The following is a 23,045-nucleotide window of genomic DNA, read 5'->3' as shown; positions in this document are numbered from 1 at the left end:
CCGCGCCCCGCTGGGGCACTATGGCGCGGGATACTTTCGAGCTTTTTTGCCATGACCTGCGCCCTGCAACCGTTACCCGCCCCGCTGCGTCCCGAGGTTGCCTATACCGGCTGCCTGGAAGCCCCCTCGCTGATTGCAGGTTTTTTGCGGCACCCGCCGGTGGGTTTTGACGCGCAGGTTTCCCATCAGGGCCTGCCGTACTTCTTCACCCCCTTCGACCTGCTGACCACCGCCGACGACAGCTTCGTGGAACGTGTGCGCGGCTGGCCAGGCTACGGGCTCTGGCATGCCTGGCTGCGGATCGACAGCTGCTTTGTGGGCACCACCGTCAGCGAATATGCGCCGTTCCCCCAGGACGTGTCGCCCCAGGACCTTGCCCAATGGTTGCAGCATGAATGCGCGCCGCAACGTGCGCTCACCATCGTCAAGGACGTGCCGTGCCAATCGCCGCTGCTGAGCGAGGCCGACAACCACTACGCGCAACTCCTGATCGATGACTGCACACGTCGCGGCTTCATCAGTCTGGAAGGCCAGGCGCTGGCGTATGTGCCGATCAACTTCAGCAGCGTCGACGACTACCTCGCGCGTCTGTCCTACAGCCGTCGCCGCAATATCCGACGCAAACTGCGCAGCCGTGAGGCGCTGCACATCGAAGTGCTGCAAACCGGCGACGCGCGCTTCAACGACGACGCCTGGCTGGCACGCCTCTACGGGCTGTACCGCGCGGTATACGACCAGAGCGAGATCCATTTTGACCTGCTCACCCCGGCGTTCTTTACCGAACTGCTGCGCGACGCCCATAGCCATGGGCGTGTGTTCTGTTACTGGCACTGCGACGAACTGGTCGGCTACAACCTGTGCTACGTGCAGGACGGCAAGCTGCTAGACAAGTACATCGGCCTCAACTACCCGCTGGCGCTGGACTTCAACCTGTACGTGGTCAGCTGGTTCGTGAACCTGGAATACGCCATTGCCCAGGGCCTGGATTTTTACGTGGCGGGCTGGACCGACCCTGAGATCAAGGCCAGCCTCGGCGCCAGCTTCACCTTCACCCTCCATCTGGTGTGGGTGCGCAACCCGCTGCTGCGCAAGCTGGGCAACCGCTGGCGTCATCACTTTGAAAGCGACACCCAATGGCATCAGGAACACACGTCATGAAGGCCCTGACACCGCTGATCCTCGATTTTGACGGGGCCGTGAGTGACATTTCCGACGCGGTGCACCTGCCGTTGCAGGCCTGGCAGGAAACCATCCGCTTCGGCTGCCGCTGGAGGCAATTCCACGCGCTGGAAAAAGCCCTCGATACGCGAATGCCCGACGAGCATGGCTGTGTGTTCACCGGCAGCGGCGACTATCACCACCTCAGTCATCTGCTGCTCAAGCGCCTGCCCACGCAGCAGAAATTCCAGCTGATCATCTGCGACAACCACCCCGATAACATGCGCTACCCGTTCGGCATCCACTGCGGTTCATGGGTGTACTGGGCCAGCCGTCTGCCGCAGGTCGAGCATGTGCATGTGCTGGGTATCGGCTCGCAGGACATTGGCCTGGGCCACGCCTGGGAAAATCACTGGTCGCCGCTGCTCAAGGGCAAGCTGACCTACTGGAACGTCAACGTCGATACGCGCTGGATGAACTGGGTGGGCTGTGGCCGCGGCAATCGCGCCTTCAGCCATGCCGATGCGCTGATGAGCGCGTTTCTGGCGCAGTTTGATCGAGCGCTGCCGGTGTACCTGTCCATCGACAAGGACGTGCTGAGCCCGGACGTGGTGAACACCAATTGGGATCAGGGTGAGTTTCTGGAGCATCACCTGGCGGCATTGATCGAGGTCTGTCAGGGCCGGATTATCGGCGCCGACATCACTGGCGACGTGTCCGAATACCATTATCAGAGTGCGTTCAAGCGTTGGTTGAGTGCGTCGGACGGCCAGGTGGCGCTACCGCCGGACCAGGTGCGGATCTGGCAACAGCAACAGAACGCGCTGAATGCGCGGCTGGTCCGGCAGATTCATCAAGGTTGGGCTGCGCGGTAACCCTCAGGAGGGCGAGGTTTCCAGCGCCGTCTCGCCCGTCTTGGCCTCGGGGCTTTCCTGGCGCGCCAGACACAGAATGCCCGCCACGATCAGCAGGCCTCCGATGACCTTGGGAAGGGTCAGCGTGTCGTTGAACAGCCACACCGACACCAGCGTCACGCTGATCAGCTCCAGGTAGGACGCCGCGAACGCCGGGCCGATGGGCGCGTGTTTCATCAAGGTCATCCAGGTGAAGAACGCACCGATATAGCCGACAAACGCGCCGTAGATCCAGGGGTGACCAAACACGCGGACCAGCCAGGCCACATCCATCGCCAGGGGTTCGGCGTGGATCGAGGCGTACTTGAAACTGACCTGGGCCAGGGTGTCGAAAAAGATCAGCGAGAGAAAACCAAGGATATAAAAACGTTTCATCAGCCGAACCCCACAACGACAGTGCCCAGGGCGATCAGCAGGATGCCGATCAAGCGCCATTTGGTCAGGCTTTCTTTGAACCACAGGCGACCGGCAATCATGATCACCACGATATTGAACGAGCCCAGCATCACCGCCACCGACAACGGCACCAGCGACAGAAAGGCCAGCCACAGCACGAACTCGATCACGTAGAGGCCGATGCCGATCCAGAACCAGTGGCGCGCCAGCATGTGGCGCCAGTGGGCCATGCCGGAAAATTCCGCGCTGTGGGTGGCGGCGGCCTTGAAGGCCAGTTGGCCGGACGTATCAACGATGACGTTGAGAATCCAGAGGATGAAAGTCAGTTGGCTCATGGGGTCTGTGCGGTGGTCTGGGAGCGGCCAACATACCGCAGCCGGACGCCGCGGTTTTCGAAGTTCGCCGGCGCAACAGCCTACGTTCAGGTTGCCTGTTCAGGGCGCAACAGGGGCCGAACTCCACGAGCAATAGCAGCCCACCGCGAGGGTGTGGGTGGCGTTGACCTCGCGGCCGTCCTCCAGCGCCTGCAGGATCGGTTCGATAAAACTGTTACTGGCGTTGCACGTGAGCCCTTCGCTGTACGGCCCGAAATAGGCGAGCTTGCCGCTGCGGTCCCAGATACCCACGGCCGGGCTGGCCGGTATCTGCTCGGCGCCGGGCAGCGCGTCGAGGGCTTTGAGCGCCAGCAGGTTGGCGGGCAACTGGCCATGGCTGCCGGGCTTTTGCACGGCATAGAACTCGACGCCCCTGGGCGCGTAGTGCTCGATCAGGTCGCCCAGGTGCTGCTGGTTGCCGACCGTGCACGGGCAGGCCGGGTCCCAGAAGTGCACCAGGCGAATCGGGCCGGGGCCGGCAAGTTCGGCGGGCAGGCGCAGCGCATCGCCAGAGAATACCGCCGTGTGTGCGCTGAAGGCGCGCAGGTAGCGGCCCTGAAACCAGGCATACGCCGCCCACAGCACGCCGGTGCAGAGGACCAGCAACAGGCCGGCGAACAGGGCGGAACGGTAGGGCTGTCGCATTCGGATCGATCCTCAAGGGTCGCGTAGCTTGCCATGCCTGCCTCGACAGATGAATATCGCAGCTCGATCTTCATCTTCACCGTGAGTCTGGAACCCTTTATGCCTGTCACCTTTGACCCCGATCACCTGCGCGCGAGTCTGCGCCCGCTGGTGGATGCGCAACCGCTGTCAGCCGAGGCGCGGGTGTACCAGCGTTTCTACGGGCTCGACTTGCCTTCGCGCAAGGTGGTGAGCCGTCTGGGGCGCTTCGAGGTGGACGGCTTCGAGGTGGTGGCGCAGGTATGGTGGCCGCCGGTGCCGGTGGCGACGATGTTTTTGTTTCATGGCTTCTATGACCACATGGGGCTGTATCGGCATGTGGTGGACTGGGCGCTGGAACAGGGTTTTGTGGTGATCGCCTGCGACCTGCCCGGGCACGGTCTGTCCAGCGGCACGCGTGCCAGCATCGATGATTTCGCGGTGTATCAGCATGTGGTGCATGGGTTGTTCGAGCAGGCCCAGGCGTTGCACTTGCCGCAGCCCTGGCATCTGTTCGGGCAAAGCACCGGCGGCGCGGTGGTGGTGGACCACTTGCTCAGCCACGGCGCCGACAGTCCGGCCCAGGGCAAGGTCCTGCTGCTGTCCCCGTTGGTGCGCCCGCGCGCCTGGGGCTGGTCGCAGCTCAGCTATTACCTGCTGCGGCCATTCGTCAAAGGCATCGCGCGGCGGTTCAGCGAGAACACCCACGACCCCGAATTCAAACCGTTTCTTGAAGCCGATCCGCTGCAACCCCGGCAACTGCCCACCGCCTGGGTGGGAGCGCTGGTGCAATGGATCAAGCGCATCGAAGCGGCGCCACGCAGCGCAAGGCGAGTGGTGATTGTGCAGGGCGAGGAAGACATGACGGTAGACTGGCAGCACAACCTGCAGGTGCTGCGCAGCAAGTTCGAGCAACCCGAGGTGCTGATGCTGGCCAAGGGGAGGCATCACCTGGCCAATGAGATTGCGCCGATTCGCGAAGCGTACTTCCGCTATTTGACGGACCACCTGAAGTAATCCAGCTCGCAATGTGGGAGGGGGCTTGCTCCCGATAGCGGTGCATCAGTCGCCCTGGTGTCGACTGGCACTCTGTTATCGGGAGCAAGCCCCCTCCCACATTTTTTACGGTGTCAGGCTTGAAGTGCTTTGGCCCACCGCCAATCCTGCCCGGATCGCCGCCAGCGCCGCCTGGTAATACGCCTTGCCCTGCGGTGACTCTGCAAAGGTCGCGAATTCTTCCAGCTCCGGGTCGGACAAATCCCGATAGACGTACAGCAAGGTGTTGTTCAGGTCCTTATCGATCTGCTGCATCAGCCGTTCGCGTTGTCCGTTCAACATGCCCTGGGCCTGCCCGCCGCCGAGCAAGCCGGGGATCATTTGGCTGAGGCTGTCGGCCGCCACGCCGGCAATCGCCAGGCTGACTTCCGCACCGGCTTCACGGGCGGGCAACGCCTGGGCCAGGTGGCCGATGATCAGGCTGCGGGTGGCGTCGGCCTGGATTTTCGGCAGGCCCTGGGCGTTTTTCGCCAGTTGGTCACGGCGCGTGGCGAGCAACTCGGCGGCGACGATCTTGCGGCCCAGCGGCGACTGGAAAAAACTCAGCGCCGGTTGCGGGTCGGCCAGGTGCTTGCGCAATTGCGCCTCGGCCCGCTGGTCCATGGCCTGGGCTGCGAAGCGTTTGTTGCTGTTGTCCACCAGCGCCTGGTACACCGCCGGCGGCAGGCTGTTGCGGTAGCGCTGCTGGGCGGCGCTGAGGGCGTCATTGAAATGCGCACGTTGTTCGGCCCAGCCGGCAACCTTGTACAACTGGTCATGGCTGTCTGCCCAGGCGGGCAACACGCAGAACATCAGCAAGGAAAAAAACAAACGACGCATAAGGACTCCTGTCAGTCGGCCACTATTGTCCGTGTCGGGCGTAGGATTTGTCGAGAAGTCCTATCAGTCACCTGACTAAAGTGTGTTCAGTCGCTCGACGGCGCTGTCGAATTCCCAGGCGTATGGATACTATGCGCGCCATGCAAATACCCCTCGATCACCCCTTGCTGCAACGCATTGTCGACGACCTGGCCGAAAAAGGCTGGTCGCAGCAGCACGCCTTCCTGCCCGAGGTTCTGACCCTGGAGTTGGCGGCTGAGTGCCGTAAACGTGCGGCCGAAGGTGAGCTGGCGCCTGCGGCCGTGGGGCGCGGCCCGACGCAGGAGATTCGTGAGGGGATTCGCGGTGACCATATCCAGTGGCTGGAGGAGGGCGACGCCGCCGTCTGCGACACTTACATGGCCGTGATGGACAGCCTGCGCCTGGCCATGAACCGTGGCCTGTTCCTGGGCCTGGAAGATTTCGAAAGCCATTTTGCGATGTACCCGCCCGGCGCATTTTATCTCAGGCATGTAGACCGTTTTCGCGACGATGATCGGCGCATGGTATCGGCCGTTATCTACCTGAATGACGCCTGGCTGCCCGAGCACGGCGGCCAGTTGCGCATGTACCTCAAGGGCGGCACCGAACACGATGTGGTGCCCACCGGCGGCAGCCTGGTGGTGTTCCTGTCGGGCGAAGTGCCCCACGAAGTGTTGCCCGCCACGCGCGAACGGCTGTCGCTTACGGGCTGGTTTCGCCGGCGGGGCAATGAGCCTTTCTAAGCATTGACTCGGCCGGGACCCAGCGCTTATCAAAAAATAATGTGCTGATTCAAAACTTGAAATTTCAGGTAACCACATCTTTGTGGCGAGCGGGCTTGCCCCGCGTTGGGCTGCGCAGCAGCCCCAAAATCATGCGCAGTGCCGTGTCAGGCACACCGCGTTTTCCTTGATTGGCGGCGCTGCGCACCCCAACGCGGGGCAAGCCCGCTCGCCACAACAAGCCCGCTCGCCACAGAGGCTCCAGCGCCTTGCACATTCACCGTGTGTTACTCAGGCTTTAACCATTTCTGCCACATCGCCTTCAACCGGCCATCGGCCTTCACCCGATGCAACGCGTTGTCCAGGCTCACCTTGAACGCCGGGTTGCCCTTCTGAAACGGAATCGCCAGCTCGGGTTTCTCGCTGTACGCCTCGCTGAAATCGAAACGATCCTCAAGCTCGGCAGTCATAGCGATATGGTTGATGGCCACGTCGTACTTGCCGGTTTCCACGCCCGACAGTATGTCGGCGTCATCGGTGGTGATGAACGAGGGGCGCAGGTCCATCTCCTTGGCCAGTTGTTCGCCCAGCTCCACTTCAAAACCGGTGAGCTTGTCGCCGTCCTTGAAGTTGTAAGGCGGCGTATTGGCTTGCAGGACGATGCGCAGTTCACCGCGATCGTTGATATCGTCGATCAACTCGGCGTGAGCCAAGGGACTCAAGAGGGGTAGCAACAGTAACAGGCCAGGCGAGAAGCGCATGGTCACTCCTAGATTCGAATGTGCGAGGCGCCGATCAGCATCGCTTTGTCAGGGTGTCGAGTGCCTTGGACAGCAATATGTCGCGAAGTTGTCCTGAACCTACAGATTTCATACAAAACTGGAGAAGCGAATGAAAGCCCTTATGTCTCGTACCGCCCTGGCCAGCCTGCTGCTGGGTGCATCGATGTTGGCTGGCGCCGCTGACGGCATCCCGCGCAGCGCGCCACCCGAGGGTGCCAAGGTGTTTATCGTCTCGCCCAAGGACGGCGCCACCGTCGACAAGACCTTCACCGTCAAGTTCGGCATGGAAGGCTTGACGCTGGCTCCGGCCACCGAGCAGGCCGCCGGCACCGGTCACCATCACCTGCTGATCGATCAGAAGGAATTGCCGGACGCCAAGCTGCCGATCCCGGCCACCGACACCGTGATCCATTACGGCAAGGCCCAGACCGAAACCGAACTGACCCTCACCCCGGGCAAGCACACCTTGCAACTGGTGGCGGGCGACAAGCTGCACATGCAGTTCAACCCGACCGTGGTGTCCAAGGTCATCACCGTTAACGTCAAGTAAGCGTTGTTCGGCTAAAAAAAATGGGAGACCCCTGCGGGTCTCCCATTTTTTGTGCGGCGTGAAACGTCAGAACAATACGCGACTGCGGATAGTGCCGGAGATGTGCTGCAGCTTCTCCTGCGCCAGGTCCGAGTACTCGGCATCGACGTCGATCACCACGTAGCCGACCTTCTCGTTGGTCTGCAGGAACTGACCGGAGATGTTGATGCCGTTTTCTGCAAACACCTTGTTGATCTCCATCATCACACCTGGAATGTTCTGGTGGATGTGCAGCAGGCGGTGCTTGCCAGGGTGAGCCGGCAGGGCCACTTCCGGGAAGTTCACCGACGACACCGAGGTACCGTTGTCGCTGTACTTGACCAGCTTCTCGGCCACTTCCAGACCGATGTTGGCCTGGGCTTCGGCGGTGGAACCGCCGATGTGCGGGGTCAGGATCACGTTGTCCAGGCCACGCAGCGGGCTTTCGAAGATGTCGTCGTTGGAGCGCGGCTCCACCGGGAACACGTCGATGGCGGCGCCGATCAGGTGCTTGTCCTTGATCGCGTCGGCCAGGGCGTCCAGCTTGACCACAGTGCCGCGCGCGGCGTTGATCAGGATCCCGCCTTTCTTGATTGCGCGGATTTCCTTCTCGCCCATCATCCACTGGGTCTCGGACGTTTCCGGTACGTGCAGGGTGACGATATCGGACATGCCCAGCAGCTCGTTCAGGCTCGACACCTGAGTGGCGTTGCCCAATGGCAGCTTGGTCAGGGTGTCGTAGAAGAACACCTGCATGCCCAGGCCTTCGGCCAGCACCGACAGCTGCGTACCAATCGAGCCGTAGCCGATGATGCCCAGCTTCTTGCCACGGATCTCGAAGGAGTTGGCCGCGCTCTTGATCCAGCCGCCACGGTGGCAGGAAGCGTTCTTCTCGGGGATACCGCGCAACAGCAGGATGGCCTCGGCCAGCACCAGCTCCGCAACGGAACGGGTGTTGGAGTACGGTGCGTTGAACACCGCGATGCCGCGCTCGCGCGCAGCGTTCAGATCCACCTGGTTGGTGCCGATGCAGAAACAGCCGACCGCCACGAGTTTCTTGGCGTGATCGAAGATCTCTTCGGTCAGCTGAGTGCGGGAGCGAATGCCGATAAAGTGCGCGTCGGCGATCTTTTCCTTCAGTTGGGCTTCCGGCAGAGAACTGGTGATGTACTCAATGCTGGTGTACCCGGCGGCCTTCAGGACGTCGACGGCCGATGGGTGGACGCCTTCCAGAAGAAGGAACTTGATCTTGCTCTTATCGAGAGAAGTCTTGCTCATCTGCGTAAACCTGTATCCCGGAGAAAAATGGCAGGGAATCGAATAGCCGGATATGCCCTGATTCACCAATACTGTTCCCGTTTGACGGCGTCTGTTGCCGTCATGCTGCGTTGCCGCTCCTCCCCATAGCCAGCTATGAGTCGTCGCGGCGCCTTGCCTGACGACAACAGCCACTCGCCAAACAGAAACGTATTGGTAAATCAGGGCACAGAGCTGACCCGGACGGCAGGAAAGCCGTCACCGCAGAAACGCCCTTTGGGTCTGTCCTGCGGGGGCGGTATGCTAGCATACGCACCCCGCTAAACACCTATTCCTGCGACGTGAAGCGTTCTCAGGATGACCATGAATTGTTCGAGAGTTCTGTCGATGACCCAGGTTGCCCTGATTGATGAGCTGAAGACCCTGGTTGAGCCCGGCAAGGTGCTGACCGATGCCGACTCCCTGGAAACCTACGGCAAGGACTGGACCAAGCATTTCGCCCCGGCGCCCACCGCCATCGTCTTTCCCAAGACCATCGAACAGGTGCAGGCCATCGTTCGTTGGGCCAATGAGCGCAAGGTCGCGCTGGTGCCGTCCGGCGGGCGTACCGGGCTGTCGGCGGCGGCGGTGGCGGCCAATGGCGAGGTGGTGGTGTCGTTCGACTACATGAACCAGATTCTCGACGTGAACCTCACCGACCGCACCGCCGTCTGCCAGCCGGGCGTGGTCACCAAGCAATTGCAGAACGTCGCCGAGGAAAACGGCCTGTATTACCCGGTGGACTTCGCCTCGTCCGGTTCCAGCCAGATTGGCGGCAACATCGGCACCAATGCCGGCGGAATCAAGGTGATTCGCTACGGCATGACCCGCAACTGGGTGGCCGGCATGAAGGTCGTCACCGGCAAGGGCGATGTGCTGGAACTGAACCGCGACCTGATCAAGAACGCCACCGGCTATGACATGCGCCAGCTGTTCATCGGCGCCGAAGGTACCCTGGGGTTTGTGGTCGAGGCCACCATGCGCCTGGACCGAGCGCCCAAAAACCTCACGGCCATGGTCCTGGGCACCACCGACTTCGACTCGATCATGCCGGTGCTGCACGCCTTCCAGGGCAAGCTGGACCTGACCGCCTTCGAGTTCTTTTCCGACAAGGCCCTGGCCAAGGTCATGGGCCGTGGCGACGTGCCCGCCCCATTCGAGACCGATTGCCCGTTCTACGCGTTGCTGGAATTCGAAGCCACCACCGAAGACGTCGCCAACCATGCTTTGGAAACCTTCGAGCACTGCGTGGAGCAGGGCTGGGTGCTGGACGGCGTGATGAGCCAGAGCGACACCCAACTGCATAACCTGTGGAAACTGCGCGAGTACATCTCCGAGACCATTTCCCACTGGACGCCGTACAAGAACGACATCTCGGTGACGGTCTCCAAGGTCCCGGCCTTCCTCAAGGAAATCGATGCGATCGTTGGCGAGCACTACCCCGACTTCGAAATCGTCTGGTTCGGCCACATCGGCGACGGCAATCTGCACCTGAACATCCTCAAGCCGGAAAACCTGAGCAAGGATGAGTTCTTCGCCAAGTGCGCCACCGTGAACAAGTGGGTGTTCGAAACCGTGCAGAAGTACAACGGCTCGATCTCCGCCGAACACGGCGTGGGCATGACCAAGCGCGATTACCTGGCCTACAGCCGCTCACCGGTTGAAATCGAATACATGAAGGCCGTGAAAGCGGTATTCGACCCGAACGGGATCATGAACCCCGGCAAGATCTTCGCTGTTTAAACGCACCTGAAGGAGTCGTTCCATGAGCTACCAGCACAAGTATATCGACGGCACCAATATCCACTTCCCGTTGGGCAAAGTGGTGTGCATCGGGCGTAACTACGCCGAACATGCCAAGGAACTGAACAACCCGGTGCCCACCGAACCGCTGCTGTTCATCAAACCGGGCAGTTGCGTGGTCGGGCTGGAGGGCGGTTTCGCCATCCCCACCGAGCGCGGCTCGGTGCACTACGAGGCGGAAATCGCGGTGCTGATCGGCAAGCCCCTGTCCAACAACCCCAACCGTGAAGAAGTGCTGGACGCCATCTCCGGCTTCGCCCCGGCCCTGGACCTGACGCTTCGCGACAAGCAGGCCGAACTCAAATCCCAGGGTTTGCCCTGGGAAATCGCCAAGTCGTTCGACGGCGCGGCGGTGATTGCCCCCTTCGTGGTGAGCAGCACGTACCCGGACGTCACCGACATCGGCATCCGCCTGACCATCAATGGCGAAGTGCGCCAAGACGGCAACAGCGCGCTGATGCTCAACCCGATCATCCCGATGATCCAGCACATGGCCGGCTGCTTCTCGCTGCAGGCTGGCGACGTCATCCTCACCGGCACTCCCGCCGGCGTGGGCCCGCTGAATGTGGGCGATGAACTGGTGCTGGAACTGGCGGGCGGCACCCGCTTCGAAAGCGTCGTTCGCTAAAAGCTTGGTCAAAACCTGTGGGAGGCTCCGCAAATCTTCGCCTTAGCGCTGTCGTGCAGCAAACCGGAGCCTCTATAGCAAGCGCGCCCGTTGTGACAAGCGGGCTTGCTGTGGCGAGCGGGCTTGCCCCGCGTTGGGGTGCGAAGCGCCCCCAATCAACAAAAGCGCGGTACACCTGACACTGCGCAGCGCATAGTTTTGGGGCTGCTGCGCAGCCCAACGCGGGGCAAGCCCGCTCGCCACAGCACTACCGTCTTTGCATTTTTTTCACACGCCGTCTGGATAATCCTCGCTTCTAACGCGCAGCCCTTCGCATCCTGTGCTATTCCCTACCGCTGACTTTCCGGAAAAGCGACCCATGGCCGTGCCTCTGCCTACCTCCAAATCCACGCTTCGCCCCCGCCGTTTCATGCGCTGGTATTCCTGGGTATTCCTGGCCGCTGCGGTTCTGTATGGCGTGGCCTGGGCCATGCATTGGGACGACCGGGGCGTGCTGTGGGTGCTGGAACGCTTCGAATCCCCGGCAGAACGCCAGCAAAGCATCTGGCTGCCGGACTATCACGCGGTGATCGATGCCAAATTGCTGCCCGGGATGGAAGGGGATGAGGCGTCGGACGTCTCCTACAATCCGCACAGCAAAACGCTGTTTTCGGTGATGGGCAAGAACCCGTTTCTGGTCGAGCTGAGCCTGCAAGGCGACGTTCTGCGCAAGATGCCGCTCAATGGCTGGAACAACCCGGAAGCCGTGACGGTGATGGAAAACGGCCTGATTGCCGTGGTCGACGAGCGTCAGCACAGCCTTACCATCGTCAGGATCGATGCGGGTACCACTGCGCTGAACAAAGCCGATTTCCCCAGTTATGACCTGGGCCCGTCCAAGGACCAGAACAAGGCCTTTGAAGCCGTCGCCTGGGACCCGCGCAACCAGCAACTGGTGCTCGGCGAAGAGCGCCCGCCTGCGCTGTTCACCTGGAAAAGCGATGGCAGCCAGACCCTGGTCGGCGCCAAGCAGAAGCTGAGCAGCAACGAACTGGATGTACGCAACCTCTCGGCCCTGGCGGTCGACCCGCGTACCGGCCACCTGCTGGTGCTGTCAGCCGACTCGCACCTGCTGCTGGAGCTGGACGAGCATGGTAAGCAAGTCAGCTTCATGACCCTGCTCGGTGGTTTCAACGGCCTGAAGAACACCATTCCCCGTGCCGAAGGGGTGACCATGGATGACGAGGGCAACCTCTACATGGTCAGTGAGCCCAACCTGTTCTACCGTTTCGAAAAGCATCAATAACCGGCGGATTGCGTCGGTTTGATCCCTGTAAACGGCATTCGCCAGACAGCCGGGCGCGTTTAAGTTTAAATTCAGGCGAACTTGATATCTATTCGCCAGTTTTTTTCTCCGAGCCCGCCCCGATGCGTCGACTTGCCCGTCCCAAACCTGCTTTTCTCATCCTGTTGTTGATCGCCCTGGTGGCCGGCGTGGTCGTCGCCCAGCAGTTTCGCCTGTTCGAACGGGCCTGGTTCAACTGGCAAGTGTGGCGCCAACCGGCCGACCAGCGCTCCATCGGCCTGAACGACTACCAGGTCACCCTCGAAGCGCAGAAAATCGAGGGCCTGGACGACGATGTCTCGGCGCTCACCTACGACCCGGTGCGCAAAAGCCTGTTTACCGTGACCAACAAAAACGCCGAACTGATCGAGCTGTCCCTGGACGGCAGGATCCTGCGGCGTATTGCGCTGGTAGGGTTTGGCGATGCCGAGGCGGTGGAGTTCATCAGCGACAACATCTACGTGATCAGCGATGAGCGCCAGCAACGGCTGATCAAGGTGCACGTGGACGATGACACGCAATTTCTCGACGCGGCCGACGCCGAGCAAATGACCCTGGGCGTGCACATGGGCAGCAACAAGGGCTTTGAAGGCCTGGCCTACGACTCGGTGGGCAAGCGCCTGTTCGTCGCCAAGGAGCGCGACCCGATGCTGATCTACGAGGTCCACGGGTTTCCCCATTTCAAAGCGGAAAAAACCTACTCGGTGCACGTGATCAATAACCCCAAGCGCGATGCCGGGCTGTTCGTGCGCGACCTGTCGAGCCTGCAGTACGACGAGCGCAGCGGCCATTTGCTGGCGCTGTCGGATGAGTCGTTTCTGGTGTTGGAGCTGGATATCGACGGTCGCCCATTGAGCACCTTGTCGTTGCTCAATGGACGCCATGGATTGAAGAAACGCGTGCCCCAGGCCGAAGGGATCGCCATGGACGACCAGGGCAGCCTGTACCTGGTGAGCGAACCGAACCTGTTTTATGTATTCAAGAAACCGGACGCTTGAACCGCTGAAGATCCAATGTGGGAGGGGGCAAGCCCTCTCCCACATTTAGCGACTGTGTCAGGCTTTGAGGGTTTTCACGCCTTCAGGAGTGCCCAGCAACAACACATCCGCCGGGCGAGCAGCGAACAGGCCGTTGGTGACCACGCCGACAATGGCATTGATCTGCGTTTCCAGCGCCACCGGATCAGTGATCTGCATATTGAACACGTCAATGATGATGTTGCCGTTGTCGGTCAGCACGCCTTCGCGGTACACCGGGTCGCCGCCCAGCTTCACCAGCTCGCGGGCCACGTGGCTGCGGGCCATGGGGATCACTTCCACCGGCAGCGGGAAGGCGCCGAGCACCGGCACCAGCTTGCTGGCATCGGCGATGCAGATAAAGGTTTTGGCCACGGCTGCGACGATTTTCTCGCGGGTCAGGGCTGCCCCGCCGCCCTTGATCAGGTTCAGGTGCTCGTCGCTCTCATCGGCGCCGTCGATGTAGAACTCCAGGTCGCTAACGGTGTTGAGCTCGTACACAGGAATGCCATGGCCCTTGAGGCGCGCGGCGGTGGCTTCGGAGCTGGCCACGGCGCCGTCGAACGCGCCCTTGTGCAGGGCTAGCGCATCGATAAAGCAGTTGGCGGTGGAGCCGGTGCCGACACCGACGACGCTTTTGTCGTCGAGTCTGGGAAGGATTAAATCGACGGCGGCCTGGGCCACTGCCTGTTTGAGTTGATCCTGGGTCATGCGGGCTCCGGAACGGGCGGGGAGTTATCGAGGGCGGCGAGTATAACCCAACAAAACCTCGGGATTCGTGTGGTCGTACGGCCAAAGGCCGGGTTAGACTCATCGGTCCTGTCCCACTCGCCCAGTGATTGCCGCCGATGCTTGAAGACTACGTCAAAAAGATCCTCACCTCGCGCGTTTACGACGTTGCCGTAGAAACCCCGTTGCAGATCGCCCCGCAGCTTTGCGAACGCCTGGACAACAAGGTCTGGCTCAAACGCGAAGACTTGCAGCCGGTGTTCTCGTTCAAGATTCGCGGCGCCTACAACAAGCTCACCCAGCTCGGCAGCGAGGAGCGCGCGCGCGGCGTGGTCACCGCGTCGGCGGGCAACCACGCCCAGGGCCTGGCCCTGGCGGCCAAGGTGCTGGGGGTCAAAGCCACTATCGTGATGCCCAAGACTACGCCCGAGATCAAGGTCGAAGGCGTGCGCTCCCGGGGCGGCATCGTGGTGCTGCACGGCGACTCCTTCCCGGAGGCGCTGGCCTACTCGCTCAAGCTGGTCGACGAACAAGGCTACGTCTACATCCACCCCTACGATGATCCGCACACCATTGCCGGGCAGGGCACCGTGGCGATGGAAATCCTGCGCCAGCACCCTGGGCCTTTGGACGCGATTTTCGTGCCGGTGGGCGGCGGCGGGCTGATCGCCGGCATCGCGGCGTACGTGAAATACCTGCGCCCGGAGATCAAGGTCATCGGCGTCGAGCCGGACGATTCCAACTGCCTGCAAGAGGCCATGGCCGCCGGCGAACGCGTGGTGCTGCCGACCGTGGGCCTGTTTGCCGATGGCGTGGCGGTGGCGCAGATCGGCCATTACACCTTCGAGATCTGCAAGGATTATGTGGATGAAGTGATCACCGTCAGCACCGATGAAATCTGCGCGGCGATCAAGGACATCTACGACGACACCCGCTCCATCACCGAGCCGGCCGGCGCGCTGGGCGTGGCCGGCATCAAGAAATACGTGGAGACCCGCGGCGTCAGCGGGCAGACGTTCGTTGCCATCGACTCCGGCGCCAACGTCAACTTCGACCGCCTGCGCCATGTGGCCGAGCGCGCCGAACTGGGCGAGGGCCGCGAAGCCATCATCGCCGTGACCATCCCCGAACGGCCGGGCAGCTTCAAGGCGTTCTGCGAGGCTGTGGGCAAGCGCCAGATCACCGAGTTCAACTACCGCTACCACTCCGGCAGCGAGGCGCACATCTTTGTCGGCGTGCAGACCCACCCGGACAACGACCCGCGCAGCGCACTGATCGCCAGCCTCACCCAGCAGGGTTTCCCGGTGGTGGACTTGACCGAAAACGAACTGGCCAAATTGCACATTCGCCATATGGTCGGCGGGCATGCGGCGCACGTCAGCAATGAATTGGTGTTCCGTTTCGAGTTCCCGGAGCGGCCGGGGGCCTTGTTCAACTTCCTTAATAAACTGGGCGGGCGCTGGAACATCTCGATGTTTCACTACCGTAACCACGGTGCGGCAGACGGCCGTGTGGTCGCCGGCCTGCAAGTGCCGGCGGACGAGCGTCACCTGGTGCCGGCGGCCCTTGAGGCGATTGGCTACCCGTACTGGGATGAAAGCGAGAACCCGGCCTACACACTCTTCCTCGGTTAGCGACTACGCTGCAGGCGCAACCTTTTAAGGAATACGAGCGATGGAAACCCTGATCACCCTGAAAGTTATCCACATTGCTGCCACGGTATTGCTGTTGCTCAGCGGTATTGGCCTGGCGCTGCTGGCCTGGCGCAAACGCAGCGCAGGCCCGGCGGTGACCCTGCAACGCCCGTGGGTGTTTGTATGGTTATTGATGGGTGTGTGCGTGGTGAGCATGCCGTTCACCGGCTGGTGGCTGGCACACCTGACGGGCTGGCCGCTGGGGCAAACCTGGATTCTGGGCTCGAGTATTGTGTATACCGTGGCCGCGCTGGCCTGGTTCTGGCTGGTGGCGCGGCTCAATCGCTTGCGCAGGGGCGAGGGTGGCAGCCTGAACTTCACGCGGGTGCTGGCGGTGGTCAGCCTGGTGGGGTTTGTGGTGATTGCCGGGTTGATGGGGGCCAAGCCGGTTTGAGATTTTTTGTGGCGAGCGGGCTTGCCCTAATGCCGTTCAGTTAAGCGCAGACTCCTTGTGGCGAGCAGGCTTGTCCTGCGTTGGGCTGCGCAGCAGCCCCAAATCCAGACGCTGAGCCGTATCAGGTACACCGCGTTTTGCTTGATTGGGGGCGCTTCGCACCCCAACGCGGGGCAAGCCCGCTCGCCACAGGAGCAATATTAGCCGCGCAGGGTAATTACCGGCCAGCCACGCTTCTCGGCCTCAGCCCGCAGATTCGGGTCCGGGTCCACCGCCACCGGGTGTGTCACCTGCTCCAGCAGCGGCAAATCATTCATCGAATCACTGTAGAAATAGCTGTCTTCCAGGCTGTAGCCCGTCTCTTCCAGCCAACGGTTCAAGCGCGTCACCTTGCCTTCGCGAAAGCACGGTACGTCGGTGCTGCGCCCGGTGTAACGCCCATCAACCTCTTCGCATTCAGTAGCGATCAGCGTCTCGACCCCCAGCAGTTCGGCAATCGGCGCGGTGACGAAGCGGTTGGTCGCGGTGATGATCACCAGCTTGTCGCCAGCGGCGCGGTGCCTGGCCAGCAGCTGTTCCGCCAGCGGCAGCATCAGTGGCGTGATGCAGTCGCGCATGAAGTCGCGATGCCATTCATCCAACTGGGCCCGCTCGGTACGGCCGAGGATTTCCAGGCTGAAGTTGAGGTAGGCGGCATTGTCGAGCCGGCCGGCCAGGTAGTCTTGATAGAACTCATCGTTACGCGCCTTGTAGGCCACCGCGTCGAGAATCCCGCGCTCGCAGAGGTAATCGCCCCAGGCGTGGTCGCTGTCACCGCCGAGAAGCGTGTTGTCCAAGTCGAATAAAGCCAGGCGCATTGCAGTTACTCGCTGAAAAGTCTGTAAAAAGGCGTCCAGAATACGGACTTTTCACAAGAGTGCACATAAGCTAAGAAGCCTCGTTGCCGCTTGATCAACCTTTGTGGAACAATGCGGCGACATGCGTTTGCGAGGTTGTTGCCGTGATCGACCCCGATGGTTTCCGTCCTAATGTCGGGATTATTCTTACGAATGATGCCGGACAGGTGCTATGGGCTCGCCGAATCAACCAGGATGCCTGGCAGTTTCCTCAAGGCGGAATCAACCCCGACGAATCCCCTGAAGACGCCTTGTACCGCGAGTTGAACGAAGAAGTGGGCCTTGAACGCGAAGATGTGCAAATTCTGGCCTGCACCCGTGGCTGGTTGCGCTATCGTTTGCCGCAACGCCTGGTGCGTACCCACAGCCAACCGCTGTGCATCGGCCAGAAGCAGAAATGGTTTCTTTTGCGCCTGATCTCCAACGAGCAACGGGTGCGGATGGATTTGACCGGTAAACCGGAGTTCGATGGCTGGCGCTGGGTCAGCTATTGGTACCCGTTGGGCCAGGTGGTGACATTCAAGCGCGAAGTGTATCGTCGCGCGCTCAAAGAGCTTGCCCCGCGCCTTTTATCGCGCGACTGACGACGGAGTTCGACCCCGAGCCATGCTCAATACGCTGCGCAAGATCGTCCAGGAAGTTAACTCCGCCAAGGATCTCAAGGCGGCGTTGGGGATTATTGTGTTGCGCGTCAAGGAAGCCATGGGCAGCCAGGTCTGCTCGGTCTACCTGCTGGACCCCGAGACCAACCGGTTTGTGCTGATGGCCACCGAGGGCCTGAACAAGCGCTCCATCGGCAAGGTCAGCATGGCGCCCAACGAGGGGCTGGTGGGCCTGGTGGGGACGCGTGAAGAACCCCTCAACCTTGAGCACGCAGCCGATCACCCCCGTTACCGCTACTTTGCCGAAACCGGCGAAGAGCGCTACGCGTCCTTCCTCGGCGCACCGATCATTCACCACCGCCGCGTCGTCGGCGTGTTGGTTATCCAGCAAAAGGAACGTCGTCAGTTCGATGAAGGGGAAGAAGCCTTCCTCGTGACCATGAGCGCGCAGCTCGCCGGGGTTATCGCCCACGCTGAGGCGACGGGCTCGATTCGCGGCCTGGGCCGTGAGGGCAAGGGTATCCAGGAGGCCAAGTTCATTGGCGTGCCGGGTTCGCCGGGCGCAGCGGTCGGTACGGCCGTGGTCATGTTGCCGCCGGCCGACCTCGATGTGGTGCCGGACAAGACCGTCAAGGACATTGACGCCGAAATCAAACTGTTCAAGACCGCCCTGGAAGGCGTGCGCGCCGACATGCGCAACCTGTCGACCAAGCTGGCCACCCAACTGCGCCCCGAAGAGCGTGCGCTGTTCGACGTGTACCAGATGATGCTCGACGACGCGTCCCTGGGTAACGAAGTCAAGACCGTGATCAAGACCGGCCAGTGGGCCCAGGGCGCACTGCGCCAGGTGGTCACCGATCACGTCAACCGTTTCGAATTGATGGACGACGCCTACCTGCGCGAACGCGCTTCGGATGTGCGCGACCTCGGTCGCCGTCTGCTGGCCTACCTGCAGGAAGACCGCACCACCAATCTGGTCTACCCCGACAACACCATCCTGATCAGTGAAGAACTGACCGCCACCATGCTCGGCGAAGTGCCGGAGGGCAAGTTGGTGGGCCTGGTGTCGGTACTGGGTTCGGGTAACTCCCACGTCGCGATCCTGGCCCGGGCCATGGGTATCCCGACGGTGATGGGCCTGGTGGAACTGCCGTATTCCAAGGTCGACGGCATCGACATGATCGTCGATGGCCATCGCGGTGAAGTCTTCACCAACCCCAGCGAGCTGTTGCGCAAGCAGTACGCCGAAGTGGTGGAAGAAGAGAAACAACTGGCGCTGGGCCTCGATTCGCTGCGCGAACTGCCGTGCGTGACCCTCGACGGCCACCGCGTGCCGCTGCTGGTGAACACCGGCCTGCTGGCCGACGTTGCCCGCGCGCAACAGCGCGGTGCCGAAGGCGTTGGGCTGTACCGTACCGAAGTGCCGTTCATGATCAACCAGCGATTCCCGAGCGAGAAGGAACAGCTGGCGATCTACCGCGAGCAACTGCAAGCGTTTCACCCGTTGCCGGTGACCATGCGCAGCCTCGATATCGGCGGCGATAAATCCCTGTCGTATTTCCCGATCAAGGAAGACAACCCCTTCCTCGGTTGGCGCGGCATCCGCGTGACCCTCGACCACCCGGAAATTTTCCTGGTGCAGACGCGCGCCATGCTCAAGGCCAGCGAAGGCCTGAACAACCTGCGCATCCTGCTGCCGATGATCTCCGGCACCCACGAGCTGGAAGAGGCGCTGCACCTCATCCACCGTGCCTGGGGCGAAGTGCGCGACGAAGGCTCGGACGTGCCGATGCCGCCGATTGGCGTGATGATCGAAATCCCGGCGGCGGTGTACCAGGCCAAGGAGCTGGCGCGGCAGGTGGACTTCCTGTCGGTCGGCTCCAACGACCTTACCCAATACCTGCTGGCCGTGGACCGCAACAACCCGCGCGTGGCCGACCTCTACGACTACCTGCACCCGGCGGTGCTGCAAGCCCTGCAACATGTGGTGCGCGACGCCCATGCCGAGGGCAAGCCGGTGAGCATCTGCGGCGAAATGGCCGGCGACCCGGCAGCGGCGGTGCTGTTGATGGCGATGGGTTTTGACAGCCTGTCGATGAACGCCACCAACTTGCCGAAGGTGAAGTGGATGCTGCGTCAGGTGGAACTGGGCATGGCCAAAGAGCTGCTGGCCGAGTTGATGACCATCGACAATCCGCAAGTTATCCACAGCTCGCTGCAACTGGCGCTGAAAAACCTGGGGCTGACGCGGATGATCAACCCGGGTTCTGCCAAGACGCTCTGAATGCTGCAGACGATCCAAATGTGAGAGGGGGCTCGCTCCCGATAGCTGAGTGTCAGTCAACCACTACTTGACTGATAGACCGCTACCGGGAGCAAGCCTCCTCCCACATTGAATCTGTTTTGGGATTAGAGGTTGAGTTCGATTTCACCCAACCGCCCACCCTGCGGGCCGAAACTGCGCTCCACCATGCGCCGCGTACCGTCGGCATTCACAATCAGCGCTGTACTCACCCGCGTTCCGTAACTGGCGCTGGCGATAAACACGCTGGATAACAGACTCTCGGTGGCCAACCCCACGCCGGTATCCGGCAACTGCGCAAACGGTGCGGTCTGCGGGTCGCTCATGATCGCCAGCAAGGCTTGCGGCTGTGGGTCTTCCAGCAACTCGCGCAGCGCCGCTCTGGCCTTGAGCAACTTCGGCCAGGGTGTGTCCAGGCCGGCATTGGACAAACCATAAACCCCAGGCTTCAAGCGGGTCGGCTGGCTCTCGTTGGCGTTGTAGTGCCACATCTCGTCCCGCGTACCCAGCAGCAGGTTAAACCCGGCATATTCAATCGAACGGCGATTAACTTCGGCCAAATATTGGTCAATGGGCTGCGAACCACTGAGAAACCGTGCCACCAGCTCACCGCGTGAGGTGCGTGCCGGCGGCTGGTGCGGCTCGCGGATATTGGTCAGGGCTGCAAAGCGCCCGTCGGCACTGATTCCCAGCCAGGTGCCGCCGGCTTCCTGGTCACGGCCGGCGTAAACATCAGGCGCGTCCGGCCATTGGGCCAGCGGCAGAGTGGGGCGTGCGTAGAATTCATCGCGGTTGGCCGCGACGATCAGCGGCTGGGCATGGCCCGGCCGCCAGGCGAAGACAATCAGGCACATCGGGTGATTCCCTGTTGTGTTTTTGGCCACTCTACCCACACAACCGCAGGCGTTCCATGACAACGCAGTTGGGCCGCGCACCTTCCATCCGTTAACATGCCGGGCTGTTGGGTGTGTATGTGAACTTCCTGATTTGATCTGGCCGCTGTAACGCAGGCTTAATCGCGCATCGGCATGGTCCGGTGCGTCATGACTAACTGTATTTAACGAGGAGTCGCAATGCTGCCTTACCCGCAGATCGACCCGGTGGCCCTGGCCATTGGTCCGCTGAAAATCCACTGGTACGGGTTGATGTACCTCGTCGGCATCGGCGGTGCCTGGTTCCTGGCGTCCCGGCGCCTGAACCGCTTCGACCCGACCTGGACCAAGGAAAAGCTCTCCGACCTGATCTTCTGGTTGTCGATGGGCGTGATCGTCGGCGGGCGACTGGGGTACGTGTTGTTCTACGATCTGCCGGCGTACGTCGCCAACCCGACGCTGATCTTCGAGGTGTGGAAGGGCGGCATGGCGTTCCACGGCGGCTTTATCGGCGTGATGATCGCCGCCTGGTGGTTTGGCCGCCGCAACGGCAAGTCGTTTTTCCAACTGATGGACTTCGTCGCGCCGATGGTGCCGATTGGCCTGGGCGCCGGGCGTATCGGTAACTTCATCAACGCCGAATTGTGGGGCAAGCCGACCGACGTACCGTGGGCCATGGTGTTCCCGCCGTTCAGCGACCCGGCGCAACTGCCGCGCCACCCGTCGCAGTTGTACCAGTTCGCGTTGGAAGGTGTGGCACTGTTCCTTATCCTTTATATCTTCTCGCGCAAGCCACGCCCGACCATGGCCGTTTCGGGGATGTTCGCGCTGTTCTACGGGATCTTCCGCTTCATCGTCGAGTTCGTGCGGGTGCCGGACGCCCAGTTGGGCTACCTGGCGTGGGGCTGGTTGACCATGGGGCAAGTGCTGAGCCTGCCGATGATCATCGCCGGCCTGGGCATGCTGTGGTGGGCCTACAACCGCCCGCAAGGCATCAAGAACGCCGCGCTTTAAATACGAGTGCCGAGGCGCGCCTCGGCTTCAACGATACAGGTAAGCACATGAAGCAATATCTCGAACTGCTGAACGACGTCGTGACCAATGGCCTGACCAAGGGCGACCGCACCGGCACCGGCACCAAAGCCGTGTTCGCCCGTCAGTATCGGCATAATCTGGCCGACGGCTTCCCGCTGCTGACCACCAAGAAGTTGCACTTCAAAAGCATCGCCAACGAACTGATCTGGATGTTGAGCGGCAACACCAACATCAAGTGGCTCAATGAAAACGGCGTAAAAATCTGGGACGAATGGGCCACCGAAGACGGCGACCTCGGCCCGGTGTACGGCGAGCAGTGGACCGCCTGGCCGACCAAAGACGGCGGCACCATCAACCAGATCGACTACATGGTGCACACGCTCAAGACCAACCCCAACAGCCGCCGCATCCTGTTTCACGGCTGGAACGTCGAGTACCTGCCCGACGAAACCCAAAGCCCTCAGGAAAACGCGCGCAACGGCAAGCAGGCCCTGCCGCCGTGCCACCTGCTGTACCAGGCATTCGTGCATGACGGCCACCTGTCGATGCAGTTGTATATCCGCAGCTCCGACGTGTTCCTCGGCCTGCCGTACAACACCGCCGCGCTGGCGTTGCTCACCCACATGCTGGCCCAGCAGTGCGACCTGATCCCTCACGAGATCATCGTCACCACCGGCGACACCCACGCCTACAGCAACCACATGGAGCAGATCCGCACCCAGCTGGCGCGCACGCCGAAGAAGCTGCCGGAGCTGGTGATCAAGCGCAAGCCTGCGTCGATCTACGATTACAGGTTTGAAGATTTCGAGATCGTGGGCTACGACGCCGATCCGAGCATCAAGGCTGACGTCGCGATCTAAGCGTCGTTCTCGGTCAAGTGTGGGAGGGGGCTTGCTCCCGATAGCGGTGTGTCATTCAAGCATCTGTTGACTGACGCTCTGCAATCGGGAGCAAGCCACTCCCACATTTGGATCTGGTGTT

The 23,045-nt window shown here is 61.5% G+C and carries 24 protein-coding genes; 15 read left to right on the top strand and 9 right to left on the bottom strand.

Annotated elements, in window-relative coordinates; translation table 11 throughout:
* The first annotated feature begins 51 nt into the window (after positions 1-51).
* Together JOE32_RS16035 and JOE32_RS16030 are read left to right on the top strand one after the other, a co-directional pair.
* A complete protein-coding gene (locus JOE32_RS16035; protein ID WP_209986093.1) occupies positions 52-1,158 on the top strand; it encodes a GNAT family N-acetyltransferase in 1,107 nt (368 codons plus the stop codon).
* Positions 1,155-2,033, top strand: coding sequence for a hypothetical protein (locus JOE32_RS16030; RefSeq protein WP_209986090.1), 879 nt, complete (start codon positions 1,155-1,157; stop codon positions 2,031-2,033). The genes JOE32_RS16035 and JOE32_RS16030 overlap by 4 nt, the downstream gene beginning before the upstream one ends.
* Positions 2,034-2,036: 3 nt before the next feature.
* Here the strand turns inward: JOE32_RS16030 and JOE32_RS16025 are convergent, their stop codons facing one another.
* The 3 genes from JOE32_RS16025 to JOE32_RS16015 form a co-directional block, all read right to left on the bottom strand.
* A complete protein-coding gene (locus JOE32_RS16025) occupies positions 2,037-2,447 on the bottom strand; it encodes an EamA family transporter (protein ID WP_209986087.1) in 411 nt (136 codons plus the stop codon).
* On the bottom strand, positions 2,447-2,803 hold the full coding sequence (locus JOE32_RS16020) for an EamA family transporter (protein WP_209986083.1): 357 nt from the start codon (positions 2,801-2,803) through the stop codon (positions 2,447-2,449). Before JOE32_RS16020 ends, JOE32_RS16025 begins: the two co-directional genes overlap by 1 nt.
* Positions 2,804-2,902: 99 nt before the next feature.
* On the bottom strand, positions 2,903-3,487 hold the full coding sequence (locus JOE32_RS16015; protein WP_209986080.1) for a DUF6436 domain-containing protein: 585 nt from the start codon (positions 3,485-3,487) through the stop codon (positions 2,903-2,905).
* A 99-nt stretch (positions 3,488-3,586) separates the two neighbouring features.
* On the opposite strand from JOE32_RS16015, the gene JOE32_RS16010 reads away from it, so the two are divergent.
* Entirely contained in the window at positions 3,587-4,522 is a 936-nt protein-coding gene (locus JOE32_RS16010) for an alpha/beta hydrolase (RefSeq protein WP_209986077.1), read from the top strand.
* Between the two features lie 105 nt (positions 4,523-4,627).
* On the opposite strand, the gene JOE32_RS16005 is transcribed toward JOE32_RS16010, so the two are convergent.
* Positions 4,628-5,380, bottom strand: coding sequence for a DUF2059 domain-containing protein (locus JOE32_RS16005; RefSeq protein ID WP_209986074.1), 753 nt, complete (start codon positions 5,378-5,380; stop codon positions 4,628-4,630).
* A gap of 131 nt (positions 5,381-5,511) precedes the next feature.
* On the opposite strand from JOE32_RS16005, the gene JOE32_RS16000 reads away from it, so the two are divergent.
* The gene (locus tag JOE32_RS16000; protein ID WP_209986070.1) at positions 5,512-6,144 is read left to right on the top strand and encodes a 2OG-Fe(II) oxygenase; all 633 of its coding nucleotides are present in this window, start codon (positions 5,512-5,514) and stop codon (positions 6,142-6,144) included.
* A gap of 266 nt (positions 6,145-6,410) precedes the next feature.
* On the opposite strand, the gene JOE32_RS15995 is transcribed toward JOE32_RS16000, so the two are convergent.
* Entirely contained in the window at positions 6,411-6,884 is a 474-nt protein-coding gene (locus JOE32_RS15995; protein ID WP_209986068.1) for a transporter substrate-binding domain-containing protein, read from the bottom strand.
* Positions 6,885-7,014: 130 nt separating this feature from the next.
* Between JOE32_RS15995 and JOE32_RS15990 the strand changes: the two genes are divergently transcribed.
* Positions 7,015-7,455 carry a DUF4399 domain-containing protein gene (locus JOE32_RS15990; protein WP_209986065.1) on the top strand — a complete coding sequence of 147 codons (441 nt, stop codon included), beginning with the start codon at positions 7,015-7,017 and terminating at the stop codon, positions 7,453-7,455.
* Positions 7,456-7,521: 66 nt separating this feature from the next.
* Here the strand turns inward: JOE32_RS15990 and serA are convergent, their stop codons facing one another.
* Entirely contained in the window at positions 7,522-8,751 is a 1,230-nt protein-coding gene (serA, locus tag JOE32_RS15985) for a phosphoglycerate dehydrogenase (RefSeq protein WP_209986063.1), read from the bottom strand.
* A 366-nt stretch (positions 8,752-9,117) separates the two neighbouring features.
* On the opposite strand from serA, the gene JOE32_RS15980 reads away from it, so the two are divergent.
* From JOE32_RS15980 to JOE32_RS15965, 4 genes are all read left to right on the top strand, one after another.
* Complete coding sequence (locus JOE32_RS15980) at positions 9,118-10,512, top strand: FAD-binding oxidoreductase (protein WP_209986057.1); 1,395 nt, start codon at positions 9,118-9,120, stop codon at positions 10,510-10,512.
* A 22-nt stretch (positions 10,513-10,534) separates the two neighbouring features.
* Positions 10,535-11,200 carry a fumarylacetoacetate hydrolase family protein gene (locus JOE32_RS15975; RefSeq protein ID WP_057006468.1) on the top strand — a complete coding sequence of 222 codons (666 nt, stop codon included), beginning with the start codon at positions 10,535-10,537 and terminating at the stop codon, positions 11,198-11,200.
* Positions 11,201-11,558: 358 nt separating this feature from the next.
* The gene (locus JOE32_RS15970; protein WP_209986055.1) at positions 11,559-12,485 is read left to right on the top strand and encodes an SdiA-regulated domain-containing protein; all 927 of its coding nucleotides are present in this window, start codon (positions 11,559-11,561) and stop codon (positions 12,483-12,485) included.
* Positions 12,486-12,607: 122 nt separating this feature from the next.
* Complete coding sequence (locus tag JOE32_RS15965; protein WP_209986052.1) at positions 12,608-13,522, top strand: SdiA-regulated domain-containing protein; 915 nt, start codon at positions 12,608-12,610, stop codon at positions 13,520-13,522.
* Positions 13,523-13,579: 57 nt separating this feature from the next.
* Here JOE32_RS15965 and rpiA read toward each other — a convergent pair whose 3' ends face one another.
* Entirely contained in the window at positions 13,580-14,251 is a 672-nt protein-coding gene (gene rpiA, locus JOE32_RS15960) for a ribose-5-phosphate isomerase RpiA (RefSeq protein WP_209986049.1), read from the bottom strand.
* Between the two features lie 137 nt (positions 14,252-14,388).
* On the opposite strand from rpiA, the gene ilvA reads away from it, so the two are divergent.
* Positions 14,389-15,903, top strand: coding sequence for a threonine ammonia-lyase, biosynthetic (ilvA, locus tag JOE32_RS15955; RefSeq protein ID WP_209986046.1), 1,515 nt, complete (start codon positions 14,389-14,391; stop codon positions 15,901-15,903).
* A gap of 40 nt (positions 15,904-15,943) precedes the next feature.
* Complete coding sequence (locus JOE32_RS15950; protein ID WP_209986043.1) at positions 15,944-16,357, top strand: DUF2269 family protein; 414 nt, start codon at positions 15,944-15,946, stop codon at positions 16,355-16,357.
* A gap of 200 nt (positions 16,358-16,557) precedes the next feature.
* Here JOE32_RS15950 and JOE32_RS15945 read toward each other — a convergent pair whose 3' ends face one another.
* Positions 16,558-17,214 (bottom strand): HAD family hydrolase, encoded by a 657-nt coding sequence (locus tag JOE32_RS15945; protein ID WP_209986040.1) that lies wholly within the window; start codon positions 17,212-17,214, stop codon positions 16,558-16,560.
* Between the two features lie 143 nt (positions 17,215-17,357).
* On the opposite strand from JOE32_RS15945, the gene JOE32_RS15940 reads away from it, so the two are divergent.
* Entirely contained in the window at positions 17,358-17,837 is a 480-nt protein-coding gene (locus tag JOE32_RS15940) for an RNA pyrophosphohydrolase (RefSeq protein ID WP_003234706.1), read from the top strand.
* Positions 17,838-17,859: 22 nt separating this feature from the next.
* Positions 17,860-20,139, top strand: a complete 2,280-nt coding sequence (gene ptsP, locus JOE32_RS15935) for a phosphoenolpyruvate--protein phosphotransferase (RefSeq protein ID WP_209986037.1) — start codon at positions 17,860-17,862, stop codon at positions 20,137-20,139.
* A 125-nt stretch (positions 20,140-20,264) separates the two neighbouring features.
* On the opposite strand, the gene JOE32_RS15930 is transcribed toward ptsP, so the two are convergent.
* Positions 20,265-21,011 (bottom strand): NRDE family protein, encoded by a 747-nt coding sequence (locus tag JOE32_RS15930; RefSeq protein ID WP_209986034.1) that lies wholly within the window; start codon positions 21,009-21,011, stop codon positions 20,265-20,267.
* A gap of 219 nt (positions 21,012-21,230) precedes the next feature.
* Between JOE32_RS15930 and lgt the strand changes: the two genes are divergently transcribed.
* Positions 21,231-22,043: a prolipoprotein diacylglyceryl transferase gene (gene lgt, locus JOE32_RS15925; RefSeq protein ID WP_003234701.1), complete on the top strand. Its 813-nt coding sequence runs from the start codon at positions 21,231-21,233 to the stop codon at positions 22,041-22,043.
* Between the two features lie 47 nt (positions 22,044-22,090).
* Positions 22,091-22,924 carry a thymidylate synthase gene (locus tag JOE32_RS15920; protein ID WP_122307967.1) on the top strand — a complete coding sequence of 278 codons (834 nt, stop codon included), beginning with the start codon at positions 22,091-22,093 and terminating at the stop codon, positions 22,922-22,924.
* Positions 22,925-23,045: the final 121 nt, after the last annotated feature.

The sequence above is a fragment of the Pseudomonas sp. PvP025 genome (genome assembly GCF_017832155.1).
In the GTDB taxonomy this organism is placed as follows: Bacteria; Pseudomonadota; Gammaproteobacteria; order Pseudomonadales; family Pseudomonadaceae; genus Aquipseudomonas.
This window is presented reverse-complemented; position numbering and strand designations above follow the sequence as displayed.